This is a genomic window from Serratia sp. Ag1 (assembly GCF_000743355.1).
GTDB lineage: Bacteria > Pseudomonadota > Gammaproteobacteria > Enterobacterales > Enterobacteriaceae > Chania.
In genome coordinates this window covers 1-14,876 of record NZ_JQEI01000036.1, presented here as the reverse complement: position 1 = coordinate 14,876, position 14,876 = coordinate 1, and the positions used below count along the sequence as shown (strand labels likewise).

The window sequence follows — 14,876 nt, the reverse complement described above, 5'->3', positions numbered from 1 at the left end:
CAGTATTCCAGACATGCTCACGCAAGCGCAGATCAACATAGTCCATGAACGGACGAAGTTTTCTCATCGGTTCGCGCCGTCGAGCGTTAACGGGTTTTTCAGTGAGATGTCGTCGAACCGTTCGCTCGGAGCATCCGATATGGTGAGCAATGTCTATAATATGCGCACCGTGAATACGCATCTGCTTTATCATGAGAAGGTCCCCTCTGCTTAACATGCGGCTTCTCCGTTTGGTGTAGGAACCTTAAGAGAAGCCCATGTTGGGTGGAGTGGACAAAATTCATGCTGTTTTCCGGTCTTATATCAGTGTTGCTGACAATCAGGGCTCACGAAGCCGGATATATGTGTGTGGCTACTTTGTCAGGAAAAGATCTGCCCGTACTTGCATCGGAGAGGTGTCCATATATGCTATTTACCTGGTGAAATCAGAGTTTCATATTACCTTAATTTCCTCGGTCATCAATTTTTCCATGTTCCCCTTCTTTTCCGTGACGGTGCCTTCTGGATCAGTACGGAACTGCAATTGCCAGCATTTTACCTTGGTGGATTTGAATTTTCATTTGCCTTCGGGTTATTGGCGGGCTGTATCTGAACACGGCTATCAGGGAACTGGTTGGATGCTTCTGGAATGTAGTCTCTGGGTTTGTACTATTGGGTGTGAGCGTCATTGGAATTGTAGTGGCATCTAGGCTGTGTCCCGTAATTATTTTTTGTACAATCCAACACCTATTTTAACCAGAAGAAGTCTTTTACGTGGCTCGTTACGATTTTCCCGGGACCTGCCTGAACGCTATGGTCACTGGAAAACAATTTACAACCGGTTTAATCGGTGGTCCAAGGCTGGAACGGTGGGATCATCCGACAAAGCGGGCACCTGAAATCGCGGCCTAAAGCGGTGCTGGCTGATAAGGGATACTCAAGTCAGGCATTGCGTAATCAACTGAGAATTAAAGGGATAAAAGCCGTTATCCCTTTTAAATTGAATGAAAAAGCCAGCCAGGATAAACGCCGGAAACTCGATACCCGATTGTACAAAAAACGTAACGTCGTTGAACGCTGCTTCGCCAAGCTTAAAGAACATCGCCGAATCGCTACCCGCTCGGAAAAGACAGCTAGAAATTACCTGAGCATGCTTAAATTAGGTGCCATTCGGTTGTTTTTTAAGCGATTGTCAAATTAAGGGACACACCCTAATATCTATGTTTCTATCATCCAGGCTTTTTTAGTGGTCTGGTGTTCATCTTTGTCAATGTCAATCTCAGCACATTGCGATCGACCACTACAGCTTGGCGGCCTCGACTTGTCTGGCGTTATAGATACCGTAGCTTAATAGCAAAAATTACAGCAGGTTGTATTCGTGATTCTTCATCATGCTGTTACTGTTTTTTTTGACGTGATTTTTAATAAGAAGTAACGCTTACTTATTCACTCCCTCTACTTTTATCAAGAATATTCTAGTTATATGTATTTCCTGCGAATATCAACATTTTTTATAGGCTATAACATTTTCTATATGCTAGACAGTTGACGTGGCAGAAAAACGGCGAAAGAGTTTATTCTTAATCCACTAAAATTCAAAATAAATATAGTGTTGCAGGCTGTCATTTGCAATGTTTTTTAATTTTCCAATATGTCTATCTACCCCTTCTTGTTGAGATAATATTTTTTTATATGAGATTAGGTTGTTTAATCATAACCGCGTTCACCCAGTGAGACTGCTATTCAAATTAAGTGCTGAGTTGTAGGCAGAACAGCATTAAATCATAGGCTACAAAATTTTTCCGTCACCCGACATGATTTGAATATATATTTTACTGTAATGTAGTACATGCAAAAACCAAGAGGTAACACTTGTATGATTAAGTTGCAGCAACTAAAAATTTTTCAAATGGTTGCCGAATTGGGCAGTATAAGGTCGGCATCCGTAGCACTACATCTTACACAACCCGCTCTGACACGCAGCCTCAAAGAATTAGAGGCTGCGTTTGAAGTTGACTTAATCATAAGGGGAACAAGTGGCGTTACGTTGACTGAGGTGGGCACCGTATTTAACTATTTCACCGAGTGCTGTTTTTAATGATCATTTGCTTAAAGAAAACTTAAGCATCATTAAGGTAAAAGAGAAAATACCTGACGCATTATATTGCGTGATGCACCAGAGTAAGTACCCTTTGTCTCCTGGCGCTAAATGGCTAATCGATGAATTTAGATACAGTATCAGAGAACAGAGTGATTACTGGAGAACTGATGATGACTTATAGGTGACTGGAGTCAAATTTTTCAATGTGTTGGTTAACTGAGGCTTTATGTCATTAGCGGCATAATATTGCAGGAAGCTTGAGGGAGTGGGCGTTATTTACAAACTCCTGCATGGTCATCCGTTAAAAAAACCACTGGTTATAATCTCTGTCTTATCAAACTAAATGCTGGATATTGGCTGCTGTCACCTGTAACATCCTATTATAGATTTAAATAAGATTTTTCTTATGTAAAAGCGCTTTAAGCAAGTGGTCCGCAAATTTTTATTGTGTTTTGGTGATTTTTAAACGAACGAACGAAAGAAAGAATTTTATTCTATTCAACCCTGACTCTGGCGTGATTTAACCAAAAAAACATAGGAGTTTTCCTTGGTACAGCGTAAATTTCTCACTCTAACAGAAGTGCGCAACCTGATGAGTGCGGTCAGAAAGACACAAACTGGAGTAAGAGATAGTTGCCTGATCCTACTGGCTTTCCGTCATGGATTTCGTATCAGTGAGCTGCTGCACCTGCGCTTTCGCGATCTTGAAATGGTCGAAGGGAGGATAAATATACGCCGACTGAAAAATGGCTTTTCTACGGTTCATCCGCTGATGAATGACGAATGCAAAGCAATTCTGGAATGGAAGCAGCTCAGGGCCAGATGGAAACCAGGCGCTGACCCGGACATTATCTTTATTTCTCAGCGAGGAACCCAATTATCGCGAGGCCAAGCCTGGCGCATTATCCGCCAGGCCGGTGAGTTGGCAGGCACGGTTATCAACACGCATCCCCATATGCTACGCCATGCCTGTGGTTATGAACTGGCCGAAAGGGGAGCCGATACCCGGCTGATCCAAGATTATCTGGGGCACCGCAATATTCGCCATACCGTACGTTATACTGCCAGCAATGCTGCACGATTTGCTGGAATATGGGAGGCTAATAAACGAAAAAACGGCTGAGAAGCCTGTTTAGCCTCTATAAGAATAACCTTTACTTAGCTTATTATGTAGCCAACAAATTTTTATTGCCGCCGGAGATCGCTGCCGCCAGCGATCTCCAAATCTGCCCCCTCGATGTAGAGAGTTACTGATTAAAACAGGCATAGAGTTCGACTTCACTCTTAATCCCGAGCTTACCCATCATGTTGCGTTTGTGAGCACTTACCGTTTTGACACTGCGGGAGATTTTTTTCGCTATCTGTGTGATGCTGAAACCCTTCTGTAATAAAGTATAAACCTGTATTTCTGAACGGGAAAACGGCAAGGCATCGCTATTAGATAGGTTCATTCTCTGTTTATTGCTCAGGGATAGACTGATAACAATATTATCGGCCAGAACGCGATCGATCTGAATAATGAGCTGATTAATATCTTCAGATAAAGCGATACAGGATGCGCCAGGCAAGTACTCAAGACAATCCAACACCTGATTTCCTGGCTCATCGGTCATAATCAGTAGCGGTCTGTCGTGCCTGATGGATTGAACAAATGACAGCAACTTCACCCCTGTAGTGATATTTTCATTCAGGCCATAAAGCTCGCTAACGATGAGATCAACATCAGATAAATCATCATTAAACAGTAAATCATAGATAGAGTGTGCAGGGATGATCTCAGCATCGGGTAGTTTCCGCATGAATAACTGCTGCAAGCCATGCCTGGTAACAATGCAGGGATGCATAATCATTATTTTTTTCATCGCGTGTCACCATTCTGTCTGTTGATGTTGTTTAAATAAACCAGCTTACCCGCCAGAAGGTAGAGTTCCTCATTGGTTGTCATCTGTAACTTTCGGATGATCGATTTCTTTTGTGTGCTGATGGTTCGTGCATCTTTACCTGTCACACTGGCGATAGCCGTGGCGCTACGCCCATGCAGTAAGGCCAGCGCAATCAATCTTTCCTGTTTGCCTAATAAAGCTGCATTTCTGGGCGTTTTGTCAGCCTGACTGCTGCCTAAGCATTGGATGATTTGGTAAAGGTTAACCGGATCAATCAGCACCGTATCTACGCCAAAAGCCTGGAGAAGTTGCGTCATCCAAGCCATATCATGCGGCAACCAGAAAACTACATTGGTCTTAAGACGATAACTGGCAATATCTGACAAAAAAGATAGTAACGACAGATAGTCAGTGCCACGAGATAATGAGCTAAATAAGATCACATCGGGGTTAAATTTATAAATTTTATTTTTGACATCGCTCAGTTTGCTGACCCGGCAAAAGCTTAACTCTGTGCTACCCGCGTCATCCAGTAGCTGTTGCAGTCCGATCCAATTTATCTTGGATGGCTCGACCACAAGAATTCGTTTCCGGTTTTCCGCTGCCGAATGCTCGGTGTGTTGATGGTTGACCTGCAGCATTTTCCCTCCTAAATAACCGTATTTAGCGCTGCCACCCAGGCTGGGGGTCGCTCATTTATGGATACAAAAAGGTTACTCCCACCACTGACTTGACGTTCCCGGCTACCACTTGACCGCTAGTTTGTGCATAGCTCGCAGTTAAACCTAAATTGACCGACGCGGTGCCAACCATGCCCAGCGCAATACTCCTGTTCGTGGCAATAGCGCCATTACGATTGGCGATCTGAATCCCTACGCCCTGAGCCTGCGGTGCAGAGGCGACGTTGGTAAAGATAGTGGATGCCGCATCCGAGGTTGGCCCGGTCAGGAAGTAGCTAAGATTCTGGTTTTGAGCGCAACGTACCGTTAACGGTATCGAGACAGTGCCCGGGTATTCCGGCAGAGTCACGGTGATATCACGGGAAGAGACATCACACCCCCCGGTAGGGAGTACCACGTTGTTGTTGGCATAGATATTCCAGATATATTGGTGTGATTCACCGACGTTATTGGTTTGGTGCATATTTAACACAGCAATCAACGAACCGCTGGTGATCGCTACACCACCTGCCGTGCTGATCGGCGTAAGGTAAAGCACTGCCGGCCAGGGTTTCATGGTCGTGCTCGAATAAAGCACGGAACTGGTTTCAACCGTGGTCGGGAATGCGTAAGAGGTACCGTTATAAACAAAACTGCCCCTAAAGTTCGTCAATACACCGCCATAGGCTGACCCGGTTTGCAGAGAAACATAGTCGCTGCGAGTTGCCGGGAAATCGTTACGGCAGGATATCTGGCGGGACAAATCAACAACCAGGTTTTGACCCACCCCGATCTCCGGAAGCAAATTAATGTAGACGTTGGCGCTGCCACCACCGATAGGGATAACAGCGCCGGCCGACGTTTGGCAAGCAAAAGCATGGGCAGTGGATGAGTAACCCGCTAATAGCGCTACGACACCGATGCACTTGATAAGTAAGCTGATTAAATCTTTCATTTTCTCTTCATCATCAGGAGTAGGTGTAAGTCACGTTGATCACGGATTGAATCGATCCCTGGGTCGCATTGCCGCCGGGCGTGATCGCCCTTACCTGTAAAACAAAGCTGGCTGCCTTGGATGTATCATTCACCGCCACTATTTTGCTACTGCCGGTGGGCAAGTTAGCCCCGCTCCCATCGGCCAGTTGCAGCGCAATATTGCGTGCCGCCCCTTGATTGGCGTAATAGCTCCGGGTGCTGTCCGCCGTGCCGGAAAATGTCGCGGTGACCTTTGTGGTTCCCGCCGGGCAGTTGGTGAGGCTTAACTCCACCTGGTGCCACGGCGAAAAGGCTCCAGGTGCCAGCAGATTAAAGGTAAATAAATCCCCTAACTCTACCGTTGTAGAGACGGTGGAGACCGTGCAGGGTTTTGCCACCACCTTGCCGTTGACGGTAATAGTGACATCCACCGAACCCGCTGCTTGCGCTATCGGGAATGCCATCATCAGTAACCACCCAGCCATCTGGCCTAGTTTGCTTATGTTCATAGCCCGTTTCTCCGGTTACTGAAATTCCAGGGTAAAGTTGGCCGCTGCTCTGACCTGCCCGGCGGTTACCGGGGAGCGGGTTGCCATCAGTCGCGCATAGAAATACAGCGTATTGGATTGCTCCCCGGTAATGGTTGTCCAATTCAGCCCGCTCGATACTGCATTGAGCGCAATGGCATTGCCGTTGCTATCGAGGATCTGTATCCCCATGCCCGCCGCTGCACCCACTCCACCGTCTAATTTCAGTAAAGTGTTATTGTCATTGTCTGCCCCGCCAGTGAACCCCGTTTTCACCCCGGTTGCTACGCTGCCACATTTATCGAGCACGATGCTAAACGGCACCATCAGCGTCGTCGTGCCAACCCGAGGCAACTGATTAGCTGCGTTACTCAGCAGATCCACCACAAAGCTTTGCGAACCCGGTGCGATGGAACAGGCGTTATCTCTCACATAGCCGTTGATGGCGATGGTACTATCCGCTGCCTGCGTGCTCCCGGCGCTAAACAGCGCCAGTAGACACAAGATATAAAGCTGTTTTCTCATTGCGTTTCTCCGCCCGACCTCATCGGCATTGTGCCGTTATGGTGCTAAGTACCTGCTGCTGGCTTTCCGGCGGCAATTGGTAGTTCGCCACACACTGCTCGGTATTACTTTCGCCCCATTTAGCCTTCACCTCACCACTTGGCGGCAATCCGGTCAGATAGACCTGCCCGCCGTCCGCGACAATGCTGCCATTACTCCCTGTGCCGAAGGACACTACCGATCCGAATGGCAATGGTTTGCCGTTGTAGAACAGTGTCATCAGCACCTTCAGCCCGACATGGGTTTTAAAATCAGCCAACACAACCGCACCATGATTCGGTACCACGCTCACTACCGCATCATCCAGTTCGATGTTGTTGGCCAGCGTATTCGGGTCCAGTGCCACGCGGTTTTCCCGGTAATCCATGGCAAACGGCAGTACGGCATATCCCCGCCAGTCGGTGCGTATTCCGCTCTGGTTTTCCACCGATACGTTGCCCGCCCCCGGAGCTTTCACCAGGATCAGGGTGTCATTCAGCGGTTGGCTCAGGGTGATGCCATTCTCATGCGCCAGTACGCCACCGCTCAGCCCGTAAAACAGTTGGTCGTAACCATTGCTGCGGCTGTAACCCACGTTGGCGTTACCCGATGCTCCGCGATAGGTCAGCGCCGCGTTACCGGTTCCCCCGGATCTCCCCTCGCCGCCGCCGGCATAGCCGACCTGCACGTTGTAACTTAGGTTATTGTCTTCCAGCAGCGTGCCACTCATCCCGGTCTGATTGGTCATCCTGCCGCTCAAATCGTCAGACATGCTGTAGCTGACGCTTGAGCGCCTTAAAGCCGACTGGCTATCGCTGCGCAGCCAATGGCTGAACGGGATGCTGATGTTGAACGCCAGCATATTGTCGTGCCCATCCACCCAGGCATTTTTGGTCAGGCTGTAACTGAGGGTGTAAGTGATATCATTCAAGACGCCGCTATAACCTGCTTGCAGTTGTTCATCCGTTCTGCCGGTTTGCCAATAGGTCTGATGACTGCCGGTCAGATAGAAGGTCGAGTTTTCCCCAACCTGCTGAGTCACCGTCAACTGCAACCGTCCACGCTTGCTGTAAGCCAGATTGAAATAGTCGTTGAGTTTCGGGGTGATCTGAATAATCCCTTCATCGGTTAACGCACTGTAACCACTCATCTGGCCCCAGGTGGTGTCGGCCAGGCTGTAATAACCACGGGTAGAATAGCGGTAGCCAACCAGTTGCAGGTTGGTGCCCCACTCATTGAGTGCCTTGTTATACAGGAAACGCAGAGACTGGCCCTGGTGTGTGCTGTCATCCGGCAAAGTGGCTCGCGCTTGGGTGATATCCAACGACACTGCACCCAAAATGCCCAGGTCTTTTGCCACCCCGAGGTTGAACGCCCGATAGCGGTCGGCAAGCTGGGTGCCGCCGGACAGCGTCCAACCGTCGGCCATCCCCCACATCAGCGTGCCTTGGCCAAAGGTGGGTTGCTCTTGCCGATCGCTGCCACTGCGATACTCACCCACCATCACCGAATATCTCACGTGTCCCTCGCGCAATAACCCCGGCACCGACGCATAGGGCACGGTAAACACCTGAGCCGTGCCATCGGCCTCTTGAATGCTGACCTGTAAATCACCGCCGTTCCCGGCAGAGGAGAGATCGTTGATGGTAAATGGGCCCGGCGGCACCGTGGTTTGGTAAATCTCGAAGCCATTCTGCCTGATAGTTACCCTGGCGGTGCCACGGGCAATACCACGGATCACCGGAACAAACCCGCGCTGGCTGTCAGGCAGCATATTGTCATCCGTCGCCATCTGCGCCCCGCGGAAGTTGATCCCATCAAAGATGTCCCCGGAGGTGTAACCGTCCCCCAGCGTCAGACGGCTGCGAAGCGGTACAATATCGCGCTGTAAATAGGTATTGATGTGCTGCCAGCGGTTTTGATTCGTGGCCGAACTGCCACCGCTGGAGTAACTCCAAGAGGAGTTATCCCGTAGCCGCCAAGAACCCAGGTTCACGCCGCTTTGCAGGCTAAGGAAAGCATAATTGATGTTGCTTGACTGGTTGCTGCGTACCTGGCTACCGGTGAAGCTGTAATTGAGCAACCCGGCGGTAATGCCGTTCTGCCATTGCTCTGGGGGAATATAGCCACGGGCACGGCTGCCCATAAAGGCCTGGGGAACGCTGATCGACAGGCGCTGGCGGCCGACATCAAAATCAGTAGAGGCATCCTTGATCATCTTGGTCAAGGGGACGCAGGCATCCGTTGCCAAGACTGCCATTCCCGGGATCGCTTGGGTATTGACCCCCATTGTCGATAGTTGGCTGCGCGTCAGGCAAGGTACCAGGGCCTTCTTATTATGATCGGCCTGGAACGAGACATCCCGGCTAGCCATAAACCCATCGTTCATATAAATGTCGACGCGATAAAGACCTGGGGGGGCTTCAAAACCCTTTTCAAAACCAGACAGATCGGCCACCTGCGCCGGATCGTCAGACAGAAAACGAGGATTGAAGTAATTTTCCGCTCGAGCTGATACATCGCCGCATAACACCAACAATACCAAAGCCAAAGGCGTTAATGTCAGCTTAAAAATGGGCGCATCCTGGTGGTTAACGTTCATCATTCTGCGACTTTCCGTGCCGTTTTTCAGGTATAGCATGATCCCTCCAGTTCGATACAGGTCGCCTGGCTGCCTGATTTATCTGGTTATCATTTTATGAAATGGATGGCGGCGTCATGCCTTACTGCAATACACCCTTGAGAACTGCCGTCTGTGCGCCGTAATCGTTGATAGTCCGGTAGGTAATGTTGCTGCCTGCATCTGCGGGGAGTGTCACGCTGACCGCCCCCATCGGTGACACCATGGCGTTTTCCAAGGCTCGCGTTCCCGCTTTCAACTCACTCAACGTGATGAAGTAAGGAGTCGGGTTGACGATGGACAACGCAGTGCCGTTACGCTTAAAGCGCAGTTGCTCCGGTGCCTTGTCTGGCGCAACACTGAGTCCGAGAGGCCGATAGAAAAGTTTGATGCGGCTGGTAATGGCCAGTTGCAGGGTATTTTCTTCCTCGCGTGATTTGTCTAATGAGGGGATGGCTTTAACGTTGACCCAGAACAGGCTTTCCCGATCTTTCGGCAAGCTTTTATTGGTGGCATCAATAATGCGTAAGGTGTTCTCTTTTTTTCCCTGCATTAAATACAACGGTGGCGTGATCACCAACCGGCCATCTTTCTGACCATCAGCATTTTCTACCCAGGATTGGATCAAAAAGGTGCCGTTACTGTCGTTATTGCTGACCCCGAGGGTGACCTGCGGCTGATTGTCAGGGTAGATCACCCGGGTAGCTCCCAGACCGACTCCGGCATGTACCATACCCAAATGCCCCGCTACCAATAGCAGCAGCACGCTCATCACCTTGCGGCTCATTGTTGTTGTCACATTAACCTCGTCCATCTGGAACTGACCTCCATAAGCACTGTGCGGCTAAGGCCCATGAAATTGCGCAGCGCTATCATTTTTATTCTTACGGCCCAAACCTACTGATAGGTCAGTGCGAACCATGCCTGAGCATTGGCCTGACCATCGTTCACCGCTTGCCCGGTAGCCCGATATTTGGCCACAAAATGCAGGGTCAATGGCCCGTCTTGCACGGGTACCCAATAGCGCGGTGCGGTATTGAGTGGCACAAATCGACCCTGGTCATCAAACAGCGCCACGGCGACACCTTTGGCGACACCTGGCCCATCCCCTACTGAGAGCATATCCGGGTTGTTGCTGTCAGCCATGCCGTGGAACATTACGCCTACATTACGGCTGACTGCGGGGTTGCAGTTTTGCAGATGCAAATCAAATGGGATGGCACCGGACTCATCGCCAACAGATTGAAACCTGTCAGTGGTTATATGCCCCATGGTGACCACCAGATGCCGGTCTCGGGTTTCTACCGAACAAGTCTCCGCGATCACCTCCCCCTGAAAGCGCATCACGCCGCCGGGAAGTTGGTCATGCCACAGATTCTCGGCAATGGCCTCTGGCCCCAACAGCAGGGTTAACAGTAGTCCCGCTCTTATTCTCCACATGGTGCGCACCTTGCCTCCGGTAGCTGAAAACAGGCCTCACTGGCCTGGAATAATCATCCTTGATGGTCTAATTCAGCTTACTGATACTGTACCTTGAAGGTAGCGTCAGCATTGGCAGTACCGGCGGTAGCAACACCGGTTGCAATGTAGCGAGCCTGGAATGGCACAACCACGTTGCCATCAGACAGCGTTGTCGCTGCACTGAAAGTCGCGCCATCTAACGCCAACGCAGTGCCGGTACGATCAAGGATCTGAATGCCAACATTGGTTGCGTTACCCGCAACAGAACCCTGCAGGGCCAGCGCGGTTTTGTAGGTGCTGCTCACAGCCGTACCGCTGAAAGCAACGGAGGCTTGAGTAGAAACGATGGTGTCACAATCATTCAGTTGAATATTGAACCCGACGGCAGAACTGGTGTTACCGGCAGTTGCCAGCGTAGTGGTTTTAACCTGCCCCATTGGCACTTTCTGGCCAATAGAACCGACATCCACTGCACAAGCCGCATTCACAACTTCCCCTTCAAAATGGATAGGGCCACCGTTGACGGTAGTCGTGACCGCATGAGCTACGCTAGCCATAGAAAGGGCTGTGACGATACCAGCAACCAGTGATTTGATTTTCATACTATTTTTCCTTTGAAAACATAATGTTTCATAACCATGAAAAAGTGTGGAGGTCGATTCCCCAGCCGGGCAACCGCACAGACTTCACGGCCAGACCTCCCTATTCCGTTCAGTTTTCACCATCAAACATGCGACATTTGGGGCTATTTTGTCTTACCCTATAAAAAAATTAAAAACGAATGAAAAGTAGATTAATTCACTGTTAATTATTTCCAGTGGGTAAATTTAAAAATTAAATGCTTTGTAATGAGGTGGGTTGTATGAAATGGATTTATTTAGGATTCAGTAACAGGCGTAAGTTGCAGTGGCTGGAATCGGTGTGGGGGTGAACAAGGTGAAATCAGGTAAAAAAATAATCTTATATTTCATTATGATAAAGAATAAATCAGGATAAATCTAATATGCGGTATTGCAAAATATTATGGTTCGTTTGAGAATTAGAAACAGTTTAGCCCCAATTGTTTCATCTCTCTGCCGATTATTTGTAAAATACTCCTTATTAATCAAGTTGTTTCTCCATTCCCAAATTCCCGCAAAGCGCGCAGCATTACTGGCGGTATAACGCACGGTATGGCGAATATTCCGATGCCCAAGATAATCTTGAATCAACCGGGTATCTGTCCCCCTTTCTGCCAGTTCATAGCCACAGGCGTGGCGCAACATATGGGGATGGGTATGGGTCGCCGTGCCAGCCAACTCGCCAGCCTGGCGGATAATGCGCCAGGCTTGGCCGCGTGATAGCTGAGTGCCCCGCTGAGAGATAAAAATAACGTCTGGATCCACGGCAGGTTTCCACTGTGCCCTGACCTGGTTCCATTCCATAATCGCCTGGCATTCATCACTCATCAGAGGATGAACGGTAGAGAATCCATTCTTAAGCCGGCGTATATTTATCCGTCCTTCCAACATTTCTAGATCCTGGTAACGCAAATTCAGCAGTTCGCTGATACGAAACCCATGGCGGAAGGCAAGCAGGATCAGGCAGCTATCTCGCACCCCGGTTTGTTTATTCCGGGCTGCCCCCATCAGGTTGTTAACTTCCGTCAGAGTGAGAAATTTACGTTGTGCCATACAAAAACCCCTATTGCAGTTACTGGATATTACTCGCTCAAGAATTAATACAATCTGCGAGTGGCAGATTGCTTAAAGCATAGCTTAGAGCGAAGAGGGATTACCAAATAAAAATAAAGTTGACTTATAGACAACTAAAAATTTCGAGATCCGATTAAATCTATAGTTTATTTATTTTAATGTTTTAAATAAGAATTATCTCGTGGCCGGTATGTTTAACTGCTATCGCCAGTTCTAGCCTGCCGTCAGCGGCCAAAGCGAGCATTTCTCCTAGCCAGACTGCTAGCCAAAAAAAAGCCAAATAGGATTTTAAATTTTGTAATTAAATGAAAGTCTCGCTAAACTGATGTTTAACAAATCATTTGTTGCAATGTTTTAATATTGAGGGAGCGGGGGGATAATAGTGGGATACAGAGTAACGCTTATTTTCAACTGAATAACTTTGCATATTACCGCTCCACTTTAGCCAACCCGTGTTGGTTACCGGGAACGGCGAGGCTGTATTCATAAACTGTTTTACTTGGTCCAGTAACTGCCACATATATCGACACTGATGGTTTCGCGTTATCGTTTCGTGTAACGATAACCACAGCCGTTCTATTGGATTCAGCCAAGGCGAATAGGATGGCAAGAATAACAGCCGGAACTTCTTGTTCTTCTCCTGCCTGCGTTCTACTTTACGGCTTTTGTGGATAATGTAGTTATCAACGCTCATAGGGATAGTTTTCGCTCGCTGATAGCCTGTTGTAACGGGCAGCAGTCCAGCTGGAATATACCCTCAAATATACCCGCACAAGGGTGTTGATACCGGGTAAGTTCGGTGGAGTCTGGTAGAGTGAAAGTCTTATGGAAACGTTGATTCTGGCGGTCGCCAGTTCTACTTCTGACCGACTTTTCCAACCCTGAAGATGAATGACCTCCGATTTGTACAAGCCGTTGATGCTCTCCGCTAGCGTCTTGTCGTAGAAATCGCCTTGACGCGAGAAGATTGGCTTCCTGCAAGTGTTGGCTGTACGCCAGTGACAGCCTTTATTTGAGTGATGGATGGTTCCACTGGGGCGACGCGCCCCAGTGCCTGTTCCAGTGCATCCAGTACGAACGTCGTTTCCATTGATGATGAGACTCGCCAACCTGCGATGACACTGGCGAACACATCAATGATAAACGCCACATAGGTGAACCCTTGCCAGGTGCTGACATAGGTAAAATCTGCCACTCACAACTGTTCGGGGCGTTCAGCAACGAACCGGCGGTTTACCCGGTCAAGGAGTGTTTCAGTTTTGCGGCTGAACGTAGTCCTGACGCACTTGCCACGGAGTACACCTTGAAGGCTGATGGCTTTCATCAGCCGCTCGACCGTGCGGCGGGCAATTCTGTAGTGGTCAACTAATTTTTGATGAAATGGCCCGGATGGCTTCCTGCTCAGAGGCATATTCATCACGGTGTTCCAATAGCATTCTTACAGCACGTTCACGTAACTCAGGTGGATAATGGTTTGCGGGTTTTGATGTCATTTCGGATCTCCTTTCATTGAGAGTTTAGTCTCCAAGAAACCCGGGGGGCCCCATACCGATCTACCGTTGCGCCTGATGTGCGCCTTGTCATTGTTGCTGTTTTTTCCTGGGAGGCTTTTTCGCCCAGGTTAATCTACATGGCCTGTTTTCTCCGCTCTGGATTGAGCGTGGCGCTAAATGAAAAGCGCCACATCCTGTGGTTAACGTGAAATATCAATCATGCCCGGTTTAAAAACGCAGGATCCATTCAGACAAAGAATGTATATGTGTGGGAGAGGCGCTTTTTGAAATCATGCCACCCCCTGTCCCTGATCGTCCTTATAAAAAAGATTGGGCAATAAAGCCCTCTTGCAACCGTGTTTCTGCAACGTGAATTGTTCGCTGGACACCCCATTGTTCTGTGCCAACCCTTGTCGGATAAGCGTTGACGGCGTTGATATGGAAAATTCTTAATAATCATCGTAATGAGAGAGGTTAAACGAATGCCTACATTTGAAACATTTGGTTACATTACGGGGTTTCACTAATCTGATTAAGGTTTCTACACTGCCGTCGGTGAGTTTTATCCGTATTCTTTCCTTATTCAGATAAAGCTTATTTACACAGCGCTCTGCCACTATCCTGCAAGGAATAGGCTGGCTTGTGACCCTCTTTTTGTTTGCATCCGATGATGTGAAAAGGAAATTGTTGTCTGGCAGGGTTAGCCATTCTTATTGATTCCCCAGGGCAGACCGTTCTTCATTCGTTTCCGTTGAACAGGGATAGCCATGTCTAATTCTTCCTACCAAAATGAGCTGCCGAAGGCACGCGTTAACATCAAACTCGACCTGCATACCGGTGGCGCACAGAAGAGTGTCGAACTGCCACTCAAATTGCTGGTGATGGGTGATTACAGCAACGGGCAGGAGCATCGCTCGCTGTCCGAACGCGAAAAAATCGGC

Annotated in this window: 14 protein-coding genes and 4 pseudogenes; 4 read left to right on the top strand and 14 right to left on the bottom strand. The window is 48.7% G+C overall.

The genetic code is table 11. The annotated features are described in order from the left end of the window. Positions 1-217: pseudogene (locus tag IV04_RS26875) on the bottom strand (IS21 family transposase); the annotation flags it as partial. A gap of 556 nt (positions 218-773) precedes the next feature. On the opposite strand from IV04_RS26875, the pseudogene IV04_RS20425 reads away from it, so the two are divergent. The 3 genes and pseudogenes from IV04_RS20425 to IV04_RS20415 form a co-directional block, all read left to right on the top strand. Further along, positions 774-1,180: pseudogene (locus IV04_RS20425) on the top strand (transposase); the annotation flags it as partial. 648 nt (positions 1,181-1,828) lie between these two features. After that, positions 1,829-2,077: a LysR family transcriptional regulator gene (locus tag IV04_RS27145; RefSeq protein ID WP_081893259.1), complete on the top strand. Its 249-nt coding sequence runs from the start codon at positions 1,829-1,831 to the stop codon at positions 2,075-2,077. Between the two features lie 550 nt (positions 2,078-2,627). Then, positions 2,628-3,203 carry a tyrosine-type DNA invertase gene (locus IV04_RS20415; protein ID WP_037404629.1) on the top strand — a complete coding sequence of 192 codons (576 nt, stop codon included), beginning with the start codon at positions 2,628-2,630 and terminating at the stop codon, positions 3,201-3,203. 124 nt (positions 3,204-3,327) lie between these two features. Here the strand turns inward: IV04_RS20415 and IV04_RS24790 are convergent, their stop codons facing one another. The 13 genes and pseudogenes from IV04_RS24790 to IV04_RS27040 form a co-directional block, all read right to left on the bottom strand. Further along, positions 3,328-3,942, bottom strand: coding sequence for a helix-turn-helix transcriptional regulator (locus IV04_RS24790; RefSeq protein ID WP_051916890.1), 615 nt, complete (start codon positions 3,940-3,942; stop codon positions 3,328-3,330). Further along, positions 3,939-4,604 (bottom strand): response regulator transcription factor, encoded by a 666-nt coding sequence (locus IV04_RS20405; RefSeq protein WP_037404630.1) that lies wholly within the window; start codon positions 4,602-4,604, stop codon positions 3,939-3,941. The genes IV04_RS24790 and IV04_RS20405 overlap by 4 nt, the downstream gene beginning before the upstream one ends. 55 nt (positions 4,605-4,659) lie before the next feature. Further along, positions 4,660-5,577 carry a fimbrial protein gene (locus IV04_RS20400; RefSeq protein ID WP_037404631.1) on the bottom strand — a complete coding sequence of 306 codons (918 nt, stop codon included), beginning with the start codon at positions 5,575-5,577 and terminating at the stop codon, positions 4,660-4,662. Between the two features lie 13 nt (positions 5,578-5,590). Further along, on the bottom strand, positions 5,591-6,106 hold the full coding sequence (locus IV04_RS20395) for a fimbrial protein (protein ID WP_037404632.1): 516 nt from the start codon (positions 6,104-6,106) through the stop codon (positions 5,591-5,593). Positions 6,107-6,121: 15 nt separating this feature from the next. Next, positions 6,122-6,649, bottom strand: a complete 528-nt coding sequence (locus IV04_RS20390) for a fimbrial protein (RefSeq protein WP_037404633.1) — start codon at positions 6,647-6,649, stop codon at positions 6,122-6,124. A 19-nt stretch (positions 6,650-6,668) separates the two neighbouring features. Continuing rightward, positions 6,669-9,308 carry a fimbrial biogenesis usher protein gene (locus IV04_RS20385; protein ID WP_037404634.1) on the bottom strand — a complete coding sequence of 880 codons (2,640 nt, stop codon included), beginning with the start codon at positions 9,306-9,308 and terminating at the stop codon, positions 6,669-6,671. Positions 9,309-9,390: 82 nt separating this feature from the next. Then, positions 9,391-10,101 (bottom strand): fimbria/pilus periplasmic chaperone, encoded by a 711-nt coding sequence (locus tag IV04_RS20380; RefSeq protein WP_037404635.1) that lies wholly within the window; start codon positions 10,099-10,101, stop codon positions 9,391-9,393. An 83-nt stretch (positions 10,102-10,184) separates the two neighbouring features. Continuing rightward, positions 10,185-10,727, bottom strand: a complete 543-nt coding sequence (locus IV04_RS20375; RefSeq protein ID WP_037441294.1) for a fimbrial protein — start codon at positions 10,725-10,727, stop codon at positions 10,185-10,187. A 77-nt stretch (positions 10,728-10,804) separates the two neighbouring features. After that, positions 10,805-11,350 (bottom strand): type 1 fimbrial major subunit FimA, encoded by a 546-nt coding sequence (fimA, locus tag IV04_RS20370; protein ID WP_037404765.1) that lies wholly within the window; start codon positions 11,348-11,350, stop codon positions 10,805-10,807. Between the two features lie 396 nt (positions 11,351-11,746). Continuing rightward, the gene (locus IV04_RS20365) at positions 11,747-12,421 is read right to left on the bottom strand and encodes a tyrosine-type DNA invertase (protein WP_081893258.1); all 675 of its coding nucleotides are present in this window, start codon (positions 12,419-12,421) and stop codon (positions 11,747-11,749) included. Between the two features lie 449 nt (positions 12,422-12,870). After that, positions 12,871-13,160, bottom strand: a pseudogene (locus IV04_RS25455) (transposase); the annotation flags it as partial. Positions 13,161-13,287: 127 nt separating this feature from the next. Further along, positions 13,288-13,793, bottom strand: a pseudogene (locus IV04_RS25450) (DDE-type integrase/transposase/recombinase); the annotation flags it as partial. A 10-nt stretch (positions 13,794-13,803) separates the two neighbouring features. Further along, positions 13,804-13,935, bottom strand: coding sequence for a hypothetical protein (locus IV04_RS27040; protein ID WP_255351750.1), 132 nt, complete (start codon positions 13,933-13,935; stop codon positions 13,804-13,806). A 767-nt stretch (positions 13,936-14,702) separates the two neighbouring features. On the opposite strand from IV04_RS27040, the gene IV04_RS20355 reads away from it, so the two are divergent. Then, a partial coding sequence (locus tag IV04_RS20355) for a type VI secretion system contractile sheath small subunit (protein WP_037404770.1) occupies positions 14,703-14,876 on the top strand: 174 nt, incomplete at its 3' end.

Coding starts and splice junctions, on each gene's coding strand:
- IV04_RS20365 (WP_081893258.1), bottom strand. CDS start 12,421: ATGGCACAACGTAAATTTCTCACTCTGACGGAAGTTAACAACCTGATG.
- IV04_RS20385 (WP_037404634.1), bottom strand. CDS start 9,308: ATGCTATACCTGAAAAACGGCACGGAAAGTCGCAGAATGATGAACGTT.
- IV04_RS20380 (WP_037404635.1), bottom strand. CDS start 10,101: ATGGACGAGGTTAATGTGACAACAACAATGAGCCGCAAGGTGATGAGC.
- IV04_RS20405 (WP_037404630.1), bottom strand. CDS start 4,604: ATGCTGCAGGTCAACCATCAACACACCGAGCATTCGGCAGCGGAAAAC.
- IV04_RS20375 (WP_037441294.1), bottom strand. CDS start 10,727: ATGTGGAGAATAAGAGCGGGACTACTGTTAACCCTGCTGTTGGGGCCA.
- IV04_RS20400 (WP_037404631.1), bottom strand. CDS start 5,577: ATGAAAGATTTAATCAGCTTACTTATCAAGTGCATCGGTGTCGTAGCG.
- IV04_RS20395 (WP_037404632.1), bottom strand. CDS start 6,106: ATGAACATAAGCAAACTAGGCCAGATGGCTGGGTGGTTACTGATGATG.
- IV04_RS27145 (WP_081893259.1), top strand. CDS start 1,829: ATGCAAAAACCAAGAGGTAACACTTGTATGATTAAGTTGCAGCAACTA.
- fimA (WP_037404765.1), bottom strand. CDS start 11,350: ATGAAAATCAAATCACTGGTTGCTGGTATCGTCACAGCCCTTTCTATG.
- IV04_RS20390 (WP_037404633.1), bottom strand. CDS start 6,649: ATGAGAAAACAGCTTTATATCTTGTGTCTACTGGCGCTGTTTAGCGCC.
- IV04_RS27040 (WP_255351750.1), bottom strand. CDS start 13,935: ATGACATCAAAACCCGCAAACCATTATCCACCTGAGTTACGTGAACGT.
- IV04_RS24790 (WP_051916890.1), bottom strand. CDS start 3,942: ATGAAAAAAATAATGATTATGCATCCCTGCATTGTTACCAGGCATGGC.